The organism is Bradyrhizobium viridifuturi, from assembly GCF_001238275.1.
In the GTDB taxonomy this organism is placed as follows: domain Bacteria; phylum Pseudomonadota; class Alphaproteobacteria; order Rhizobiales; family Xanthobacteraceae; genus Bradyrhizobium; species Bradyrhizobium viridifuturi.
Genome location: NZ_LGTB01000038.1, coordinates 47,669 through 62,894 on the forward strand (window position 1 = coordinate 47,669; position 15,226 = coordinate 62,894).

Sequence of the window (15,226 nt, forward strand, 5' to 3'; positions counted from 1 at the left end):
TTCGGAACGATTGCTTGACGAGAGGTCCATTTCTAACCGCGATTTAATGCGCGAATTAATCTCGGGTTCATCCCCGACCGCGCTATGATACTCGCAACCGATATAGCCGGGATAGGCCGTTAAGGGAATTCCGATGGCCCGTGATTCGCAAGCCGCGCTGATTGCGCTCAACCGGTTTGGATTCGGCGCGCGTGGCGGGGCGTCCGGCGACTTCATCAACGCGGCCTCCGATCCGCGCGGTTTCGTGCTGGCCGAACTGGCGCGTCCGAACGGCGCGCTGCTCGAAGTGCCGGGCCTGCTCTCGACGCCGGAGCTCGGCAGGCAGGTGTTCGACTATCAGTTCGAGATCCAGCAGGCGCGCAACGCCGCGAAGGCCGCGCAGCAAGGTGCGAGCGAGACGCCACCGCAGGGTTCGGACGCGAAGCCGCAACCGCGGCGCAACCTGTCGCTGTCGACTGCTGCGAAGGAAATCGCCGGCAAGGATCCGGCGATTCAGCCGCCCGACAGCGCCAACGCGGCGATGACGCCGTCCGCCACGATGCAGCCTCCGACGATGCAGACGATGGCAGGTCCGCCGAAGCCGCCGGCGCAGCCGCTCAACATCATCCAGAAGACGTTCCGCGCCGAGGCCTTGGCGCGGCTGCAGCGCGGCGTGGTTGCCGATTGCGGCTTCGTCGAGCGGCTCGTGGTGTTCTGGTCCAACCACTTCTGCATCTCCGCCAACAAGGGCGCGCTGGCGCGGATGTGGGCCGGCTCGTTCGAGCGCGAGGCGATCCGCCCGCACGTGCTCGGCCGCTTCTCGGACATGCTGAAGGCGGTCGAGCAGCATCCGGCGATGCTGTTCTTCCTCGACAACCAGCAATCGCTCGGGCCGGAGTCGCGCGCCGGCATCAACCGCAATCGCGGCCTGAACGAGAACCTCGCGCGCGAGATCATGGAGCTGCACACGCTCGGCGTCGGCGGTGGCTACACCCAGGACGACGTGACGGCGCTGGCGCGCGTCATCACGGGCTGGACCTTTGCCGGCCGCCGCGGCCAGCTCGGCACGCCCGGCAGCTTCGTGTTCAACGCCAATGCGCATCAGCCGGGGCCGCAGCAGGTGCTGGGCAAGACCTATGCGCAGGCCGGCGTTGCGCAGGGCGAGGCGGTGCTGTCCGATATCGCGCGGCATCCCTCGACCGCGAAATTCATCGCGACCAAATTCGCCCGTCATTTCGTCGCCGACGATCCGCCGCCGGCGTTGGTAGCGAAGCTGCAGGATAGCTTTACCAAGACCGACGGTGATCTCAGGGCGCTCGCCACGACACTGGTCGGCTCCAGCGAGGCGTGGCAGGCGACGTTGACGAAAATGCGCTCTCCTTACGAATTCCTGCTCGCCTCCGGCCGGCTGCTGGCGCGCAATCCCGAGGACCCTGGCCGCTATCTCAACGGCCTCAATTTGCTCGGCCAGCCGCTGTGGTCGCCGGCCGGGCCGAACGGTTTTCCGGATACCACTGCGGCCTGGGCGGCGCCCGAAGGCCTCAAGCTCAGGCTCGACATCTCGGCGCAGCTTGCCTCGCAACTCGCCGACCGGTTCGACCCGCGCGAATTGCTCGAGCTGGTTGCCGCGGATGCCGCCGCGCCGGAGACGCGGCGCACCATCGAGCGTGCGGAATCGCGGCAGCAGGCGCTGGCGCTGCTGCTGATGTCGCCGGAATTCCAGAGGAGATGACGATGGATTGCTCCGAGAGCCTGAGGATGCAGGCGACGTCGCGGCGCGCGCTGCTGCTCGGCGGCGCCTCGTTTGCCGCCTGGGCCTATTTGCCGAAATTCGCGCGCGCCGCGGATGGCCGCGATCCGCGCTTCGTCACCATCATCCTGCGCGGCGCGCTCGACGGCCTTGCAACTGTCGCGCCGGTCGGCGATCCCGATTATGCCGGCCTGCATGGCGCGATCGCGCTGAGGGCCGATGGACCGAACGCGGCTCTGATGCTGGATCAATTCTTCGGCCTGCATCCGGCGATGCCGGAATTCGCGCGGATGTATCGCGCCAAACAGGCCGCGGTGGTTCATGCGGTGGCGACTTCCTATCGCGACCGCTCGCATTTTGACGGCCAGGATGTGCTGGAGAGCGGCTTCCCCGGTCCCGGCCGCGTGCAGTCCGGCTGGCTCAACCGCGCGCTCGAAGCATTGCCGAAGGGCGAGCGGGTGACGAGCGCGCTGGCGGTCGGCCCGACCACGCCGCTGGTGCTGCGCGGCGCAGCGCCGACCGTCGGCTGGGCCCCGTCCGCGCTGCCGCAGGCTGCCGACGACACCGCGATGCGGCTGCTAGATCTCTATCAGCATCGCGATCCGACGCTGGCCAGCGCGCTAACGCAAGGCTTGCAACTCGATAAGCAGGCGCAGGGCGATGAGATGAAGCCGAAGCCCGGCGGCGGCGTGGCGGCGATGCGGTTGGTGGCGCGCGGCGCCGCCAAGCTGATGGCCGCCGATGACGGACCGCGGATCGGTGCGCTCGCCTTCGAAGGCTGGGATACCCATGCCAATGAGGGCGGCGCGGTCGGCCGCCTTGCGCAGCTGCTCGGCGGTCTCGACGGCGCGCTGGCGGAATTCCAGAGCGGTCTCGGCGCGCGCTGGCGCGACACCGTGATCGTGGTGGCGACCGAATTCGGCCGCACCGCGCGCATCAATGGCACCGAAGGCACCGACCACGGCACCGGCACCATCGCGCTGCTCGCCGGCGGCGCTGTCAATGGCGGCCGCATGATCACCGACTGGCCGGGCCTCAAGCCCGCCAACCTCTACCAGGCCCGCGACCTCGCCCCGACCACCGACCTGCGCGCCGTGATCAAGGGCGTGCTGCACGATCAGTTCGGCCTCGGCGAGCGCGTGCTGGCCGAGACGGTGTTTCCGGACAGCGCGCCGGCAAGGCCGATGAAGGGGTTGATTACTTAAAGCGAGTGTCCCAACCACGGTGTCGTCCCGGCGAAGGCCGGGACCCATTGCCACCGCTGATCATTGTTGGAACGAGCTGGAGCCACAGCGCTGCGCGACCACGAAGACTTGTGGTTATGGGTCCCGGCCTTCGCCGGGACGACGCAAGTAATTACCCCTTTGTGATCCGGTCGATCTCCGCCATCTCCTCCGCCGTCAGCTTCCAGCTGATCGCCTTGACGTTCTGCTCGATCTGCTCGACGCGTGTCGCGCCGGCGATGACGCTTGCGACTTGCGGGCGGGCGGCGAGCCAGGAGAAGGCGAGCTCGAGCATGCTGTGGCCGCGCTCCCGCGCGAACGTTTGCAACTGCTCGACGATGTCCTCGTTGCGTGGCGTGACGTAGCGGTCCTTCAAGGCCGGCGCCTTGGCGAACCGACTGTCGGCGGGCGCAGCCGCGCCGCGCTGGTACTTGCCGGTCAAGAGGCCGCTGGCGAGCGGAAAGAATGGCAGCAGGCCGAGATTGTATTGCTGCGCTGCCGGCAACAAATCCTTCTCGATGCCGCGCACCACGAGGCTGTATTCGTCCTGGCAGGACACGAAGCGGTTCACGTTCATCTGACGCGCGACGTATTCGGCTTCCGTGATCCGCCATGCCGGGAAGTTGGAGTTGCCGATGTAGCGCACCTTGCCCTGGCGCACGAGATCGTCGAGCGCGCGCAGAGTCTCGTCGATTGGCGTCAGCGGATCGTAGTCGTGCTGCTGGTAGAGATCGATGTAGTCCGTCTTCAGGCGGGTGAGGCTCGCCTCGACGGCCGACATGATGTAGCGCCGCGAGGCGCCCTGCTTGGTGCCGTCGGTCGCCATCGGCTTGGAGAATTTGGTGGCGAGCACGATGTCCTTGCGGCGATCGCCCAGCACGGTGCCGAGCACGGTTTCCGAGCCGCCCATGCCCGCATAGATGTCGGCGGTGTCGAACAGCGTGATGCCGAGATCGATCGCCTTGTGGATCACCTTGCGCGAGGTTTCCAGATCGGTGCGCTGGCCGAAATTGTTGCAGCCGATGCCGACCGCGGACACGCGCAGGCCGGAACTGCCGAGATTACGAATTTCCATGGGACAATCCTGTGGGATAGGCGAGGGAGTCCGCGGATTGTGACGCGCACGACGCAGGCCGGCAAGGTGTCGCCCTACCGCCGGTCACGCATGGCAATGTCGCAAAAAAGCAATGTCGAAAAAAAGCGGTCCCGGTCAGACGCGGCGACTGACGGGGACCGCTCGGGGCGAAGATCTGAGACGGGGGGCCTGATCTTACGCGAGCGGAAGCGTAGCCGGGCTTTGTAACGCGCCGGTGACACCTCTGTGCAATCCACAGGCTGCGAATGCGCGCTCAGAGAATCTTGCGATAGATGACGAAGCCCGGCCTGTCCGCGACCTTGTCATAAAGCTGCATTGCGGTGCGGTTGGTCTCATGCGTCTGCCAGTAGACGCGCGGCGATCCGACGAGCTTCGCCTGCGCGTAGACGCCGTTGATCAAGGCGCGGCCGACGCCCTTGCCGCGCGCGGCCTCGCTGGTGAAAAGATCCTGCAAATAGCAGGTCGGCGCGATCGCCGTGGTCGAGCGGTGAAACAGATAATGCGTCAGCCCGACCAGCCTGCCGCCGGCATCGGCGACCAGCGCATGCACCGGCTCGTAGGCGTCGAAGAAGCGCTCCCACGTCATCGCCGTGATCGCGGGCGCGAGCGCGGTCGGACCGGACCGCTCGTAGAAAGCATTGTAGCCGTCCCACAAGGGCAGCCACTGGGCGTAATCGTCGCGCGTGACGAAGCGGATGGTGACGTCGTCGGACATGAGCGATCCCCGGATGATCCTGCGTTGCGCGATGTCTGCGCATCGCCTCGCAACGTTCTAGAGCATGATCCGGAAAAGTGTGAAGCGGTTTTCCGAAGAGATCATGCCAAAGAAGGCGTCGTCAATGTGGGGGATCAATCGGGAGGCCGCGCGTCACTCGGCGGCGCGCAGCAGCCTCGCGAGATGGCGTTCGCGCCCGGCGCGTTGTGCCCGGTATTCGTCGGCGCGGGCGGGATCATCGGTATGCCGAACGAGGTCGGTGACCGGCGTGTAGCTCAGCATGCGGCCGCCGTCCGGCAGCGCCGTGCAGCTGAAGCGCAGCACCTGGCCGTCGGCGAGATTGAGGTTGATCGGCGTGGAATCGCCTGCACGCATCATCTCGATGCGTTTGGTGACGAACGCGCTCATCTCGTCTTCCGGCAACTCGTAGGCGCCGGTGTCGCGGCCATGATACATCAGCGCGACGAAAGGCGGCTTGCTGTCGGCCTGTGCGTCTGAGAGCGCGAAATAGTCGCGGAAGGCGCGGTTGATGAATTCGGCGCGGGTGTCGGCATCGAGCAGCACGATGCCGATGTCGACCTGGTCGAGCGCGGCGGCGAGCCGCTCGGAGGTGGCGTGATGCTGCTTGTCCGCGGCAAAGGCGTCGATCCATTTCTGCCGCAGCATGCCGGTGATCACGGCGGTGCCGGCCGCGGTCGCCGCCAGCATCAGCATCCGCGCGACGTCGGCCGTGTCGTAGCCGGGCAGCGCGCGATGATCGAGAAAGAACAGCGCCGATGCGGCCACCGCGATCGCGGCGGAGATCAGCCCGGAGGTGATGCCGCTGATCGAGCTCGCCAGCGCCACGATGCAGACGAACAGCGGCGCGGGGTTGGGGACGGCGGCAATGTGGCGATCGATCAGGAAGGCGGCAAGCCCCGTGATCGCCGTTAGAGCCGGACCTGAAATGACACGCCATTCAAACCGCATGGGCGTTCTCGCTATCCATCAAACAAACGATAAAGCCGCAGTTTGACGACAGAGCCGCAACCATGCCGGGATTTCCGCGCCGACCGTTAAGCGGCCCTTGCGCGTGCCGAACCAGATTTCGTTGCTTTCAAATCAAATGTTATGCAGATCGGCATGGAACCAGGTTCCGGGCCCGCGGGTTACCGCGTGCTTTGCTTGCAAGAGGACATCGATGCCCGCCATTTCGCCGTCACTGCTGCCGATCCTGATGCTGTTTGCCTCGAACGTCTTCATGACCTTCGCCTGGTACGGCCATCTCAAGTTCAAGGATCATTCGCTCCCTATGGTCATCATGGTGAGCTGGGGCATCGCCTTCTTCGAATACTGGCTGGCGGTGCCGGCCAATCGCTGGGGCAGCGAGGTCTATAGCGCGGCGCAGCTCAAGACCATGCAGGAGGTGATCACGCTGGTGGTGTTCGCGGCCTTCTCGGTCTTGTACCTGAAGGAGCCGCTGGGCTGGAATCACGCGCTCGGATTTGCCTTCATCGCGGCCGGCGCGTTCTTCATCTTCCACAAATGGAGCTAGCGCATCTGCGCTAGTGGTGCGGTGCCGGTTTGGCGGCAGGCGTCGTCACCTGCGCGGGGTGCGCGCGGTCTTCGCCCTGCGTGCCGGTCACAATCAGGAGCGAAGCCGCCAGCAGGATCGCCGCCGACAGCGTCACGGTCACAAGTCCCACGGGGGTCTTCATCATGTCGTGCCGCTGTCTTTCCCGCGCCTTGCCGCGGATGAAGGTGCCAAAGAAAATTTGCTTGATTACGCCGGGATCGATGTTGCCACGCCAATGTTGCTCGACAGCACCGTGACGGCGACGACCAGGCACAGCGTCAGCGCGCCAAGCGCGAGCGACGCGGCGATCGCGTTGGTCAGCCGGGATGACGCCACCGGGGCAGGGCGGCCATGGAAGCCTGCCGTGCCGGACCACCGTTTCATGGTCTAAATCCCTCAGGTCGCGAGCGAATCACTCGCGACATCCGAGCGAATCTGCCGACCGTCACCGGCAACATTGCGGCCGCGGCGCCCTCCAAAAACGGCGAAAATGCGGCCTATGCGGGAGTTTTGCCCGCTATTTGGGCAATTTCCCCGCTATTCCCGGAATTCAGGCCCCGGCGACGAGGCGAGCTTGGGGCGCCGTCTCGGGACCAGGCTGCCAATCCATCGAGACAAATCCGGGGGTCTGCTCGACCCGTTTCAGCCAGGTCCGGATCGACGGAAAGGTCGTCAGGTCGAAGTCGCAGCGGTCGGCGACATGGGTGTAGCCGTAGAGCGCGATGTCGGCGACGGTGAATTGCTCGGCGGCGAAGAACGTGTGGTTCTTGAGGTGATTTTCCATCACCTGCAACGCCGCATAGCCGCGCTCCATCCAGTCCTCCAGCGCGTGGGTCTGCAGATCGCGTCCGCCCTTGACCAGCGACAGCCAGAAATAGGCGGCGCCGATATTCGGCTCCAGCGCGTGCTGCTCGAAGAACATCCATTGCAGCGCCTCGGCGCGCTCGATCCGCGACTCCGGCGCCAGCGGCGTGCCGATCGCAACATACCAGAGAATGGCATTGGACTCGGCGAGGTGGCGGCCTTCGGCGACCTCGAGCAACGGCACCTGGCCGCTCGGATTCTTGGCCAGAAATTCCGGGGTCCGGCTCTCGCCGCGCAGGATGTCGATCTCGATCGCCTCGTACGGCGTGTTCAGCACGGCAAGCGCGAGCCGGACCTTGTAGCTGTTGCCGGAGCGCTGCATCGAATAGAGCTTGTACATTGCGTCGGGGTTCACTCAGGTCAGGGAGACGGTACGCTTGAAAGTTGCGCGGCCTGTCACACCGCAACGCCGCTAAACAATGATGCCGACAGGGGTGCGTCGCAAGCCCTGCAATGTGGAAAAAGTCGAAACGTCTACCGCACTGCACGCGTGCAGAACGATTCCATCAACACGGCAGAACAATTCGGATCACGCCTGCGCGACGCTGTGCACGGTGCCGGTCGATAGGATCGATCGCCGTCACCGACATGCTGCTATTCAGAAACGTTAACGCGGCATCCGGATCGCGGGATGTGTCGTCGTCGGTTACGCCGGACCGCCTGCCGTCGGCACTGTCAGGCAGCTGCGCGCGGCACATTGTCCTCGGAGCAATCCGCGCTGGACAACGTGGCCGGAGGCCTTGCCGGCAAGGCTGGAGCAACTCCGGCAGGGCTTGCCGGATATGAGTCATTTGAGGCCGGAACTTGCGGAATATTGCGCATCCCGCGCGCCATGCGTGAAAGTTTCGTGCTTTATCGCCAAGCTTCTTGCGATGCAGCGGCGACAGGCCTAGGGTGCCGCGATCCCATTCAAATCATGTCGTGGCCCAACGGCTCACGACGTTTGCCAGGAGATGATAATGGCCTTCCTGTCCGCTGCGCTCGACCGTGTGAAGCCGTCCGCGACGATCGCGGTCACGGACAAAGCACGCGCGCTGAAAGCCGCGGGCCGCAACGTCATCGGCCTCGGCGCCGGCGAGCCGGACTTCGACACGCCCGCCAACATCAAGCTGGCTGCGATCCACGCGATCGAGGCCGGCAAGACCAAGTACACCGATGTCGGCGGCATTCCGGAGCTCAAGGAAGCCATCATCAACAAGTTCTCGCGCGAGAACGGGCTGACCTACAAGCCGAACCAGATCATCGTCGGCACCGGCGGCAAGCAGGTGCTCTACAACGCGCTGATGGCGACCATCAATCCGGGCGACGAGGTGATCATCCCGGCGCCGTACTGGGTCAGCTATCCCGAGATGGTGGCGCTTGCCGGCGGCGAGTCAGTCCCGGTGGTGTGCCCGGCCTCGACCGGCTTCAAGCTGCGTCCGGAAGATCTCGAGAAGGCGATCACGCCGAAGACCAAGTGGGTGATCCTGTGCTCGCCGTCGAACCCGACCGGCTCGGCCTACACCAGGAGCGAGCTCAAGGCGATCACCGACGTGCTGGTCAAGCATCCGCATGTCTGGGTGATGACCGACGACATGTACGAGCACCTCGTCTATGACGACTTCGTCTTCACCACCGCGGCGCAGGTCGAGCCGAGCCTTTACGATCGGACGTTGACCGTGAACGGCGTGTCGAAGGCCTACTGCATGACCGGCTGGCGCATCGGTTACGCCGGCGGCCCGGCGCAGCTGATCAAGGCGATGGCGACGATCCAGTCGCAGTCGACCTCGAACCCGTCGTCGATCGCGCAGTGGGCGTCGGTCGAGGCACTCAACGGTCCGCAGGACTTCATCGCTGCGAATAACAAGGTGTTCAAGGAGCGCCGCGACCTCGTGGTGTCGATGCTCAATCAGGCGAGCGGCATCGAGTGCCCGCGGCCGGAAGGCGCGTTCTACGTCTATCCGTCCTGCGCCGGCACGATCGGCAAGAAGGCGCCCTCGGGCAAGGTGATCGACAATGACGAGACGTTCGTCACCGAGCTGCTCGAAAGCGAAGGCGTCGCCGTCGTGCAGGGATCCGCGTTCGGTCTCGGACCGGCGTTCCGCATCTCCTACGCCACCAAGACCTCTGATCTCGAGGATGCCTGCAAGCGCATCCAGCGCTTCTGCGGTAATCTGCGATAGTTAATTCCGAACGAGGAAACGCTCCCGCACCTAATGCGGGAGCGTTTTTGTTTGTGTGCTCCAACTATCGTCAGCGCGTAGATTGCGCGCGGCGGTAAAATCGCTGAGTCAAATCACAACGCGCTCATCTCACGCGTGTGTGTACGAACATCGATGCCACACGCGGGAAGTTTTTACGGCCTCTTTGCGAACTGCCTTGTTTTAGACACGACCCTTGCTTTCTGTCCGCCGCGCAAATTGCAATTCAGTTCACCTTGCGGAGACAGACCAATGCGACTTTCGACCCTCACCTTTGCAGCGCTTGCGTTGCTGGCGCCGTTCGCCACCGCCAACGCGGCGCCTCAACAGGTTCAAGCCGGGGTCCTGCAGTGCCAGGGCGGCGAGAATGTCGGCTTCGTCGTCGGCTCTGTCGCCCGCCTCGAATGCGTGTTCCAGAGCGGCGGCCGTCGGCCCGAGCCGTATCTTGCGACCGTGAAGCGGATCGGCGTCGACCTCGGCTTCACCGGGCAGACCCAGCTCGCCTGGGCCGTCAGTGCGCCGACCACCGTCGTGCCGCGCGGCGCGCTCGCCGGCAGCTACGGCGGCGTCGGCGTCAATGCTTCGGTCGGCCTCGGCGCCGGCGGTAACTTCCTGTTCGGTGGCCCGAACAACGCCTATGCGCTGCAGCCGATCAGCGTGCAGGGCCAGACCGGTCTCAACGTTGCGGCCGGCATCGCCGGGATCGATCTCGAGCCGGTCCGCGCCAGCGGTCCGCGCCGGCATCATCGCCACCACCGCCATCATCACCACCACTAGATTTTGGCTTGACGCGTTTTCTTCACGCGAACCGGTATCCACTTCGCTCGAAAACGCTCTAGGCTGGTTGGTGTTCGATCAAAGGGGCCCGCGAAAGCGGGCCTCTTTTTTTGCGCTCTGTTGTTTGCTGTCTGCCGCCGGCGCAGCCGGCAGCGTTGAGGGAACATAGCAACACCGCCACATCCCGTAACAATCGGTGGCCGGGCACCGCATATTCTGGCCGATCTTTCGATGTTATGGCATAGGATGCGAACGGCGCCGCAGACACGGCGCCGTTCTGTTCTCTGCTCGCGTCATGCCTTTCAGCCGGAGACTCCCCAACATGCGTCGCTTCACTCTCCTCGCCGCTGCCGCCATTGCCACGCTCACCGCAATCGTTGGCGCCGACGCTCAACAGCCGATCCAGCGCGTGCAGGTCGGCGTCCTGGAATGCCGCGGTGGCGCGAGCGTCGGCTTCATCGTCGGTTCCGTGACCCATCTCGGCTGCGTGCTGCGCGCCAATGGCCTGCCCGAGGACCGCTACATCGCGACCATCCAGAAGGTCGGCATCGATCTCGGCATCACCCAAGAATCGGCGCTGGCCTGGGGCGTCTATGCACCGGTGGAGCGGCTCGGACCGGGCGCGCTGTCCGGCAACTATGCCGGTGCGCAGGGCAGTGCGACGCTCGGCGTCGGCGTCGGCGGCAACGTGCTGGTCGGCGGCTCCGACAACACGATCGCGCTGCAGCCGCTCAGCGTGCAGGGTCAGGTCGGCGTCAACATCGCCGCTGGCCTCGAGAGCCTGGAACTGCGTCCGGGTCGCTAAAGCATGATCCGGAAAAGTGCGAAGCGGTTTTCCGGAAAGATCATGCGCAAACAAGCGGCGAGAGTGCGATGACGTTCATTTGATCTCGTCACGCTTTAAAGCCCGCGCTCACCGTTCTCCAGCCTGCCGAAGAAGCCGCGGGCTTCTTCGGCAACGATCCCGGGCGCTTCGGCGTGAACATAATGTCCGGTGTCGACGAACCTGATCGAAGGCTCGCGCCAATAGTCCCCCAGCCTGTCCGACCATTCGGGCGAGATCAGCGGATCGCGGCGGCCCCAGAGAAAGCGCGAGGGCACCTCGATGCGCGGTTGCGCCGGTAGCTTGCCCTCCAGCCAGAGCCGGCGATTGGGCGCGGACGAGAGATACCAGTCGAAGCCACCCTGGATGTTGCCCGGCTTCATGAAGCTGTCGACATAGGCTTCGAGCAGCTCGCCGAACACGGCGGGATTGTCGCCCGACCAATGGTCGAGGAAGTGACGGAAATAGAGCCGGCACGACTCGCGCGAACTGCCGACCAGTTGCGCCGCCCACGGCAGTTGCTGGAAGTATTGATACCAGACCTCGATCAGGTGGCCGGGCCCGCCGTAGCGCTGGCCGAGGCCCGGATAGGGCGTGCAGAGATAGAGCGTGCCGGTCAGCCGCCGCGGCTCACGATGCGACATCGCCTGCATGACATAGGCGCCGAGATCGCCGCCGATCACGCCGAAGCGGTCATGACCGAGCGCGTCCATGACCGCGAACATGTCCAGCGCGTGGCGCTCCGCGGTGGCCGACGCGTCAGGTGTCGGCGTCGGCTTGCCGGTGTCGCCGCAGCCGCGCAGATCGGGCGCGATCAGCTCGAAACAGTCGCCGAGGCGCAGCATCAGCGGACGCCACACCAGCCAGAACTCCGGCCAGCCATGGAGCAGCAGCAGAGGCGGGCCGTTGCCGAAGCGCGCGACGTTGACGGATAGGCCGCCGATATCGATCTTCTGTTGCGTGATGCCTGCCGCGGCTGCATCCGCGAAGGCCTTTTCCAGTGCCGTCATCTGCGACCTCCTGTGGTTGGCCGCAGGCTGTACGCGTTCGCGCGTCCGGTCCAATACTCGTTCGATACGGTAGCAGAGCTATTGCGTATGGCTGCCGCCGCCGGCCGCCGTGCTATAGCGGTGGCATGGAATTGCGACACCTCAGATACTTCGTGGCGCTCGGCGAGGAATTGAATTTCACGCGGGCGGCCGAGCGGCTGCACATCGCGCAGCCGCCGCTCAGCCAGCAGATCCGCCAGCTCGAGGACGAGCTCGGCGTCACGCTGCTGCAGCGGAATAGTCGTCCGGTCAGGCTCACCGAGGCCGGCGAGATGTTTCTGGCGCGCGCACGCGCGCTGCTCGCAAGCTTCGAGAGCGCGGTTGCCGACACGCGGCGGGTCGGGCGCGGCCAGGCCGGCAAGCTCGCGATCGGATTCGTCGGCTCCGCCATGTTTGCCGGCCTGCCCGATATCATCGGCGCCTATCGCGACGCCTGTCCCGATGTCGAGCTGGTGCTCGACGAGATGCTGGCGGCAGAGATTGCCGAGGCGTTGCGGCGGCGCCGGATCGACGTCGGCTTCGCACGCCCGGCGCTACCAGCCGAAGCCGGGCTGGCGCAGCGCCTGATCCTCGATGAGCCCTATGTCGCGGCACTGCCGCGCGCGCATCCCCTCGCGGCGCGAGGCCACATTGCGCTCGCCGAACTGTCCGATGATGCTTTCGTGCTCTATCCGGCGCAACCGGAGCCTTCGGTCACGGGCCTGATCGTGAACGCGTGCCAGGCCGCGGGCTTTACGCCGCGGCTCGCGCAAGAGGTTCTGCATCTGCAAACCGCGATCGGCCTGATCGCCGCCGGTGTCGGCGTGTCGCTCGTTCCGGAGGCTGCGGCGCGCGCGCAGACCGGTCGCGGCGTGGCTTACGTTCCGCTTTCCGCGCCGATGGTGACGGCTCCGCTCACGGTTGCGTGGCGCGAGGAAGATGCGTCGCCTGCCGTGCAGCGCCTGCTCGACCTTGCGGCGCGCTGGCGCGAGATTGCACCCGCACGGAACTGACGCGTCGGACGCCTTCGTCCGGACGATGGCGGCGCGCAGCTCTGCGATCGTTAACCTCCGCGCCGCCGCACCGCAGCGACGTTTTCTCGCTTGCCAAATGTCAAACGCAGGCAGAGCATGAATGGTCGCCGACCCAATCATGGGCCGAGCTCCAACACGAGGAGGCGGCAATGGGACAAGACGTCAGAAGTCCCCGAGGTCCACGGTGCATCGCGCTGGTGGGCCCTTTCCAAAGCGGTAAAACCACACTTCTGGAAGCGATCCTGGCGCGCACGGGCGCCATCAAGACTGCCGGCAGCGTCGATGCCGGAACCTCCGTCGGCGATGCCAGCCCCGAGGCGCGTCAACACAAGATGGGCGTAGGTCTGACCGCCGCCGCCACCACCTTTATGGGGGACACCTACACCTTTATCGATTGCCCCGGCTCGATCGAATTCGCGCACGATATGCGTGCCGCGTTGCCGGCGGTCGATGCCGCGGTCGTGGTCTGCGAAGCTGACGAGAAGAAGCTGCCGCAGCTGCAGATCATCCTGCGCGAGCTCGAGGAGCTCGGGATTCCCCGTTTCCTGTTCCTGAACAAGATCGACCGCGCCAACAAGCGCGTCCGCGAGACGCTTGCGACGCTGCAGCCGGCCTCGCGCGTGCCGCTGGTGCTGCGCCAGATCCCGATCTGGAATGGCGATCTGATCGAGGGTTTCGTCGATCTCGCGCTGGAACGTGCCTTCGTCTATCGCGAGCACAAGCCGTCGGAGGTGATGGCGCTCGAGGGCGGCAACCTCGACCGCGAGAAGGAAGCGCGCTTCTCGATGCTGGAGAAGCTCGCCGATCACGACGACGCGCTGATGGAGCAATTGCTGGAGGATATCCAGCCGCCGCGCGATGCGGTGTTCGACGATCTCGCCCGCGAATTGCGCGACGGGTTGATCTGTCCGGTGCTGCTTGGTGCTGCGAGCCGCGAGAACGGCGTGCTCCGGTTGATGAAGGCGCTGCGTCACGAGGCGCCCGGCGTTGCCGAGACCGCCCAACGGCTCGGCATCAAGGACCAGAAGGATGCGCTGGCCTATGTGTTCAAGACGGTGCATCTGCAGCACGGCGGCAAGCTGTCGCTGGCGCGCGTGCTGATGGGCCATCTCGACGACGGCGCGACGCTGCAATCCTCGAGCGGCGACAGCGGACGCGTCTCCGGCATCCTCGCGGTCTCGGGCACGCATGACAGCAAGCGGCCGTCGGCGGAGGCCGGCGACACCGTCGCGCTCGGCAAGCTCGACGCAATCAAGACCGGCGACACGGTCTCCAGCGGCAAGACGGCCCCGGCCTCGCTGGTCAAGGTCGAACCGGTGGCGGCGGTGCTGTCGATCTCGATCGCCGCGACCGATCGCAAGGACGACGTCAAGCTCGGCCAGGCGCTGCTGCGGCTGAACGAGGAGGACCCCTCGCTGACGATGATCCAGAACCCGCGCACCCACGACACCGTGCTGTGGGGGCAGGGCGAGATGCATCTGCGCGTCGCCCAGGAGCGGCTGAAGGACCGCTACGGCGTCAACGTCAAATCGCATCCGCCGGCGATCGGCTACCAGGAGACCATCCGCAAAGCCATTACCCAGCGCGGCCGGCACAAGAAGCAGTCCGGCGGCCATGGCCAGTTCGGCGATGTGGTGCTCGACATCAAGCCGAAGCCGCGCGGGTCGGGCTTCGAATTCCACGAGAAGGTGGTCGGCGGCGCAGTGCCGCGCAACTATATCGGCGCGGTGGAGGAAGGCGTCGTCGACGCGCTGGCGCGCGGCCCGCTCGGTTTCCCGGTGATCGACGTCGACGTCACGCTGACCGACGGCTCCTACCACAGCGTCGATTCCTCCGATCTCGCGTTCCGCACCGCGGCGCGGATCGGGGTCAGCGAAGGCTTGCCGCAGTGCCAGCCGGTACTGCTGGAGCCGATCCACATGGTCGAGATCGTCTGTCCGACCGACGCCACCGCCAAGATCAATGCGATCCTGTCGGCGCGCCGCGGCCAGATCCTCGGTTTCGACACCCGCGAGGCTGGAGCGGCTGGGACTGCGTTCGCGCCACGATGCCGGAATCCGAGATCGGCGACCTCATCGTGGAGCTGCGTTCGGCCACGGCCGGCGCCGGCACCTTCACCCGCCAGTTCGACCGCATGGCCGAAGTGACCGGCCGCGCCGCCGACCAGATCATCGCCGCGCATCGCGACGCGGCGTGATGAAG

14 protein-coding genes and 1 pseudogene are annotated in these 15,226 nt (G+C 65.5%); 8 read left to right on the top strand and 7 right to left on the bottom strand.

What is annotated here, in order from left to right:
* Positions 1-133 precede the first annotated feature (133 nt).
* Positions 134-1,711 (top strand): DUF1800 domain-containing protein, encoded by a 1,578-nt coding sequence (locus ALC15_RS29845; protein WP_050630377.1) that lies wholly within the window; start codon positions 134-136, stop codon positions 1,709-1,711.
* On the top strand, positions 1,708-2,934 hold the full coding sequence (locus ALC15_RS29850) for a DUF1501 domain-containing protein (protein ID WP_050630378.1): 1,227 nt from the start codon (positions 1,708-1,710) through the stop codon (positions 2,932-2,934). Before ALC15_RS29845 ends, ALC15_RS29850 begins: the two co-directional genes overlap by 4 nt.
* A gap of 151 nt (positions 2,935-3,085) precedes the next feature.
* On the opposite strand, the gene ALC15_RS29855 is transcribed toward ALC15_RS29850, so the two are convergent.
* The 3 genes from ALC15_RS29855 to ALC15_RS29865 form a co-directional block, all read right to left on the bottom strand.
* Positions 3,086-4,027, bottom strand: coding sequence for an aldo/keto reductase (locus ALC15_RS29855; protein WP_050630379.1), 942 nt, complete (start codon positions 4,025-4,027; stop codon positions 3,086-3,088).
* Between the two features lie 274 nt (positions 4,028-4,301).
* A complete protein-coding gene (locus ALC15_RS29860; protein WP_050630380.1) occupies positions 4,302-4,763 on the bottom strand; it encodes a GNAT family N-acetyltransferase in 462 nt (153 codons plus the stop codon).
* Between the two features lie 153 nt (positions 4,764-4,916).
* The gene (locus ALC15_RS29865; protein ID WP_050630381.1) at positions 4,917-5,732 is read right to left on the bottom strand and encodes a PAS-domain containing protein; all 816 of its coding nucleotides are present in this window, start codon (positions 5,730-5,732) and stop codon (positions 4,917-4,919) included.
* A gap of 211 nt (positions 5,733-5,943) precedes the next feature.
* On the opposite strand from ALC15_RS29865, the gene ALC15_RS29870 reads away from it, so the two are divergent.
* Positions 5,944-6,297, top strand: a complete 354-nt coding sequence (locus ALC15_RS29870) for a DMT family protein (RefSeq protein ID WP_050630382.1) — start codon at positions 5,944-5,946, stop codon at positions 6,295-6,297.
* 10 nt (positions 6,298-6,307) lie between these two features.
* Here the strand turns inward: ALC15_RS29870 and ALC15_RS44595 are convergent, their stop codons facing one another.
* The 3 genes from ALC15_RS44595 to ALC15_RS29875 form a co-directional block, all read right to left on the bottom strand.
* Entirely contained in the window at positions 6,308-6,463 is a 156-nt protein-coding gene (locus ALC15_RS44595) for a hypothetical protein (RefSeq protein ID WP_198961139.1), read from the bottom strand.
* Between the two features lie 62 nt (positions 6,464-6,525).
* Positions 6,526-6,702 carry a hypothetical protein gene (locus tag ALC15_RS44935; RefSeq protein ID WP_167350179.1) on the bottom strand — a complete coding sequence of 59 codons (177 nt, stop codon included), beginning with the start codon at positions 6,700-6,702 and terminating at the stop codon, positions 6,526-6,528.
* 166 nt (positions 6,703-6,868) lie between these two features.
* A complete protein-coding gene (locus ALC15_RS29875) occupies positions 6,869-7,522 on the bottom strand; it encodes a glutathione S-transferase family protein (RefSeq protein ID WP_050630383.1) in 654 nt (217 codons plus the stop codon).
* A gap of 619 nt (positions 7,523-8,141) precedes the next feature.
* Here ALC15_RS29875 and ALC15_RS29880 point away from each other — a divergent pair.
* The 3 genes from ALC15_RS29880 (at position 8,142) to ALC15_RS29890 (ending at position 10,944) form a co-directional block, all read left to right on the top strand.
* A complete protein-coding gene (locus ALC15_RS29880) occupies positions 8,142-9,344 on the top strand; it encodes a pyridoxal phosphate-dependent aminotransferase (protein WP_050630384.1) in 1,203 nt (400 codons plus the stop codon).
* A gap of 270 nt (positions 9,345-9,614) precedes the next feature.
* On the top strand, positions 9,615-10,139 hold the full coding sequence (locus ALC15_RS29885) for a DUF992 domain-containing protein (RefSeq protein ID WP_050630385.1): 525 nt from the start codon (positions 9,615-9,617) through the stop codon (positions 10,137-10,139).
* A 322-nt stretch (positions 10,140-10,461) separates the two neighbouring features.
* The gene (locus ALC15_RS29890) at positions 10,462-10,944 is read left to right on the top strand and encodes a DUF992 domain-containing protein (RefSeq protein ID WP_050630386.1); all 483 of its coding nucleotides are present in this window, start codon (positions 10,462-10,464) and stop codon (positions 10,942-10,944) included.
* 95 nt (positions 10,945-11,039) lie between these two features.
* Here ALC15_RS29890 and ALC15_RS29895 read toward each other — a convergent pair whose 3' ends face one another.
* Complete coding sequence (locus ALC15_RS29895; protein ID WP_050630387.1) at positions 11,040-11,972, bottom strand: alpha/beta fold hydrolase; 933 nt, start codon at positions 11,970-11,972, stop codon at positions 11,040-11,042.
* Positions 11,973-12,097: 125 nt separating this feature from the next.
* Here ALC15_RS29895 and ALC15_RS29900 point away from each other — a divergent pair, with 125 nt between their 5' ends.
* Both ALC15_RS29900 and ALC15_RS29905 read left to right on the top strand, forming a co-directional pair.
* Positions 12,098-13,003, top strand: coding sequence for a LysR substrate-binding domain-containing protein (locus ALC15_RS29900; protein WP_050630388.1), 906 nt, complete (start codon positions 12,098-12,100; stop codon positions 13,001-13,003).
* A gap of 170 nt (positions 13,004-13,173) precedes the next feature.
* Positions 13,174-15,221 (top strand): annotated as a pseudogene (locus ALC15_RS29905) (elongation factor G).
* The last annotated feature ends 5 nt before the right edge of the window (positions 15,222-15,226 follow it).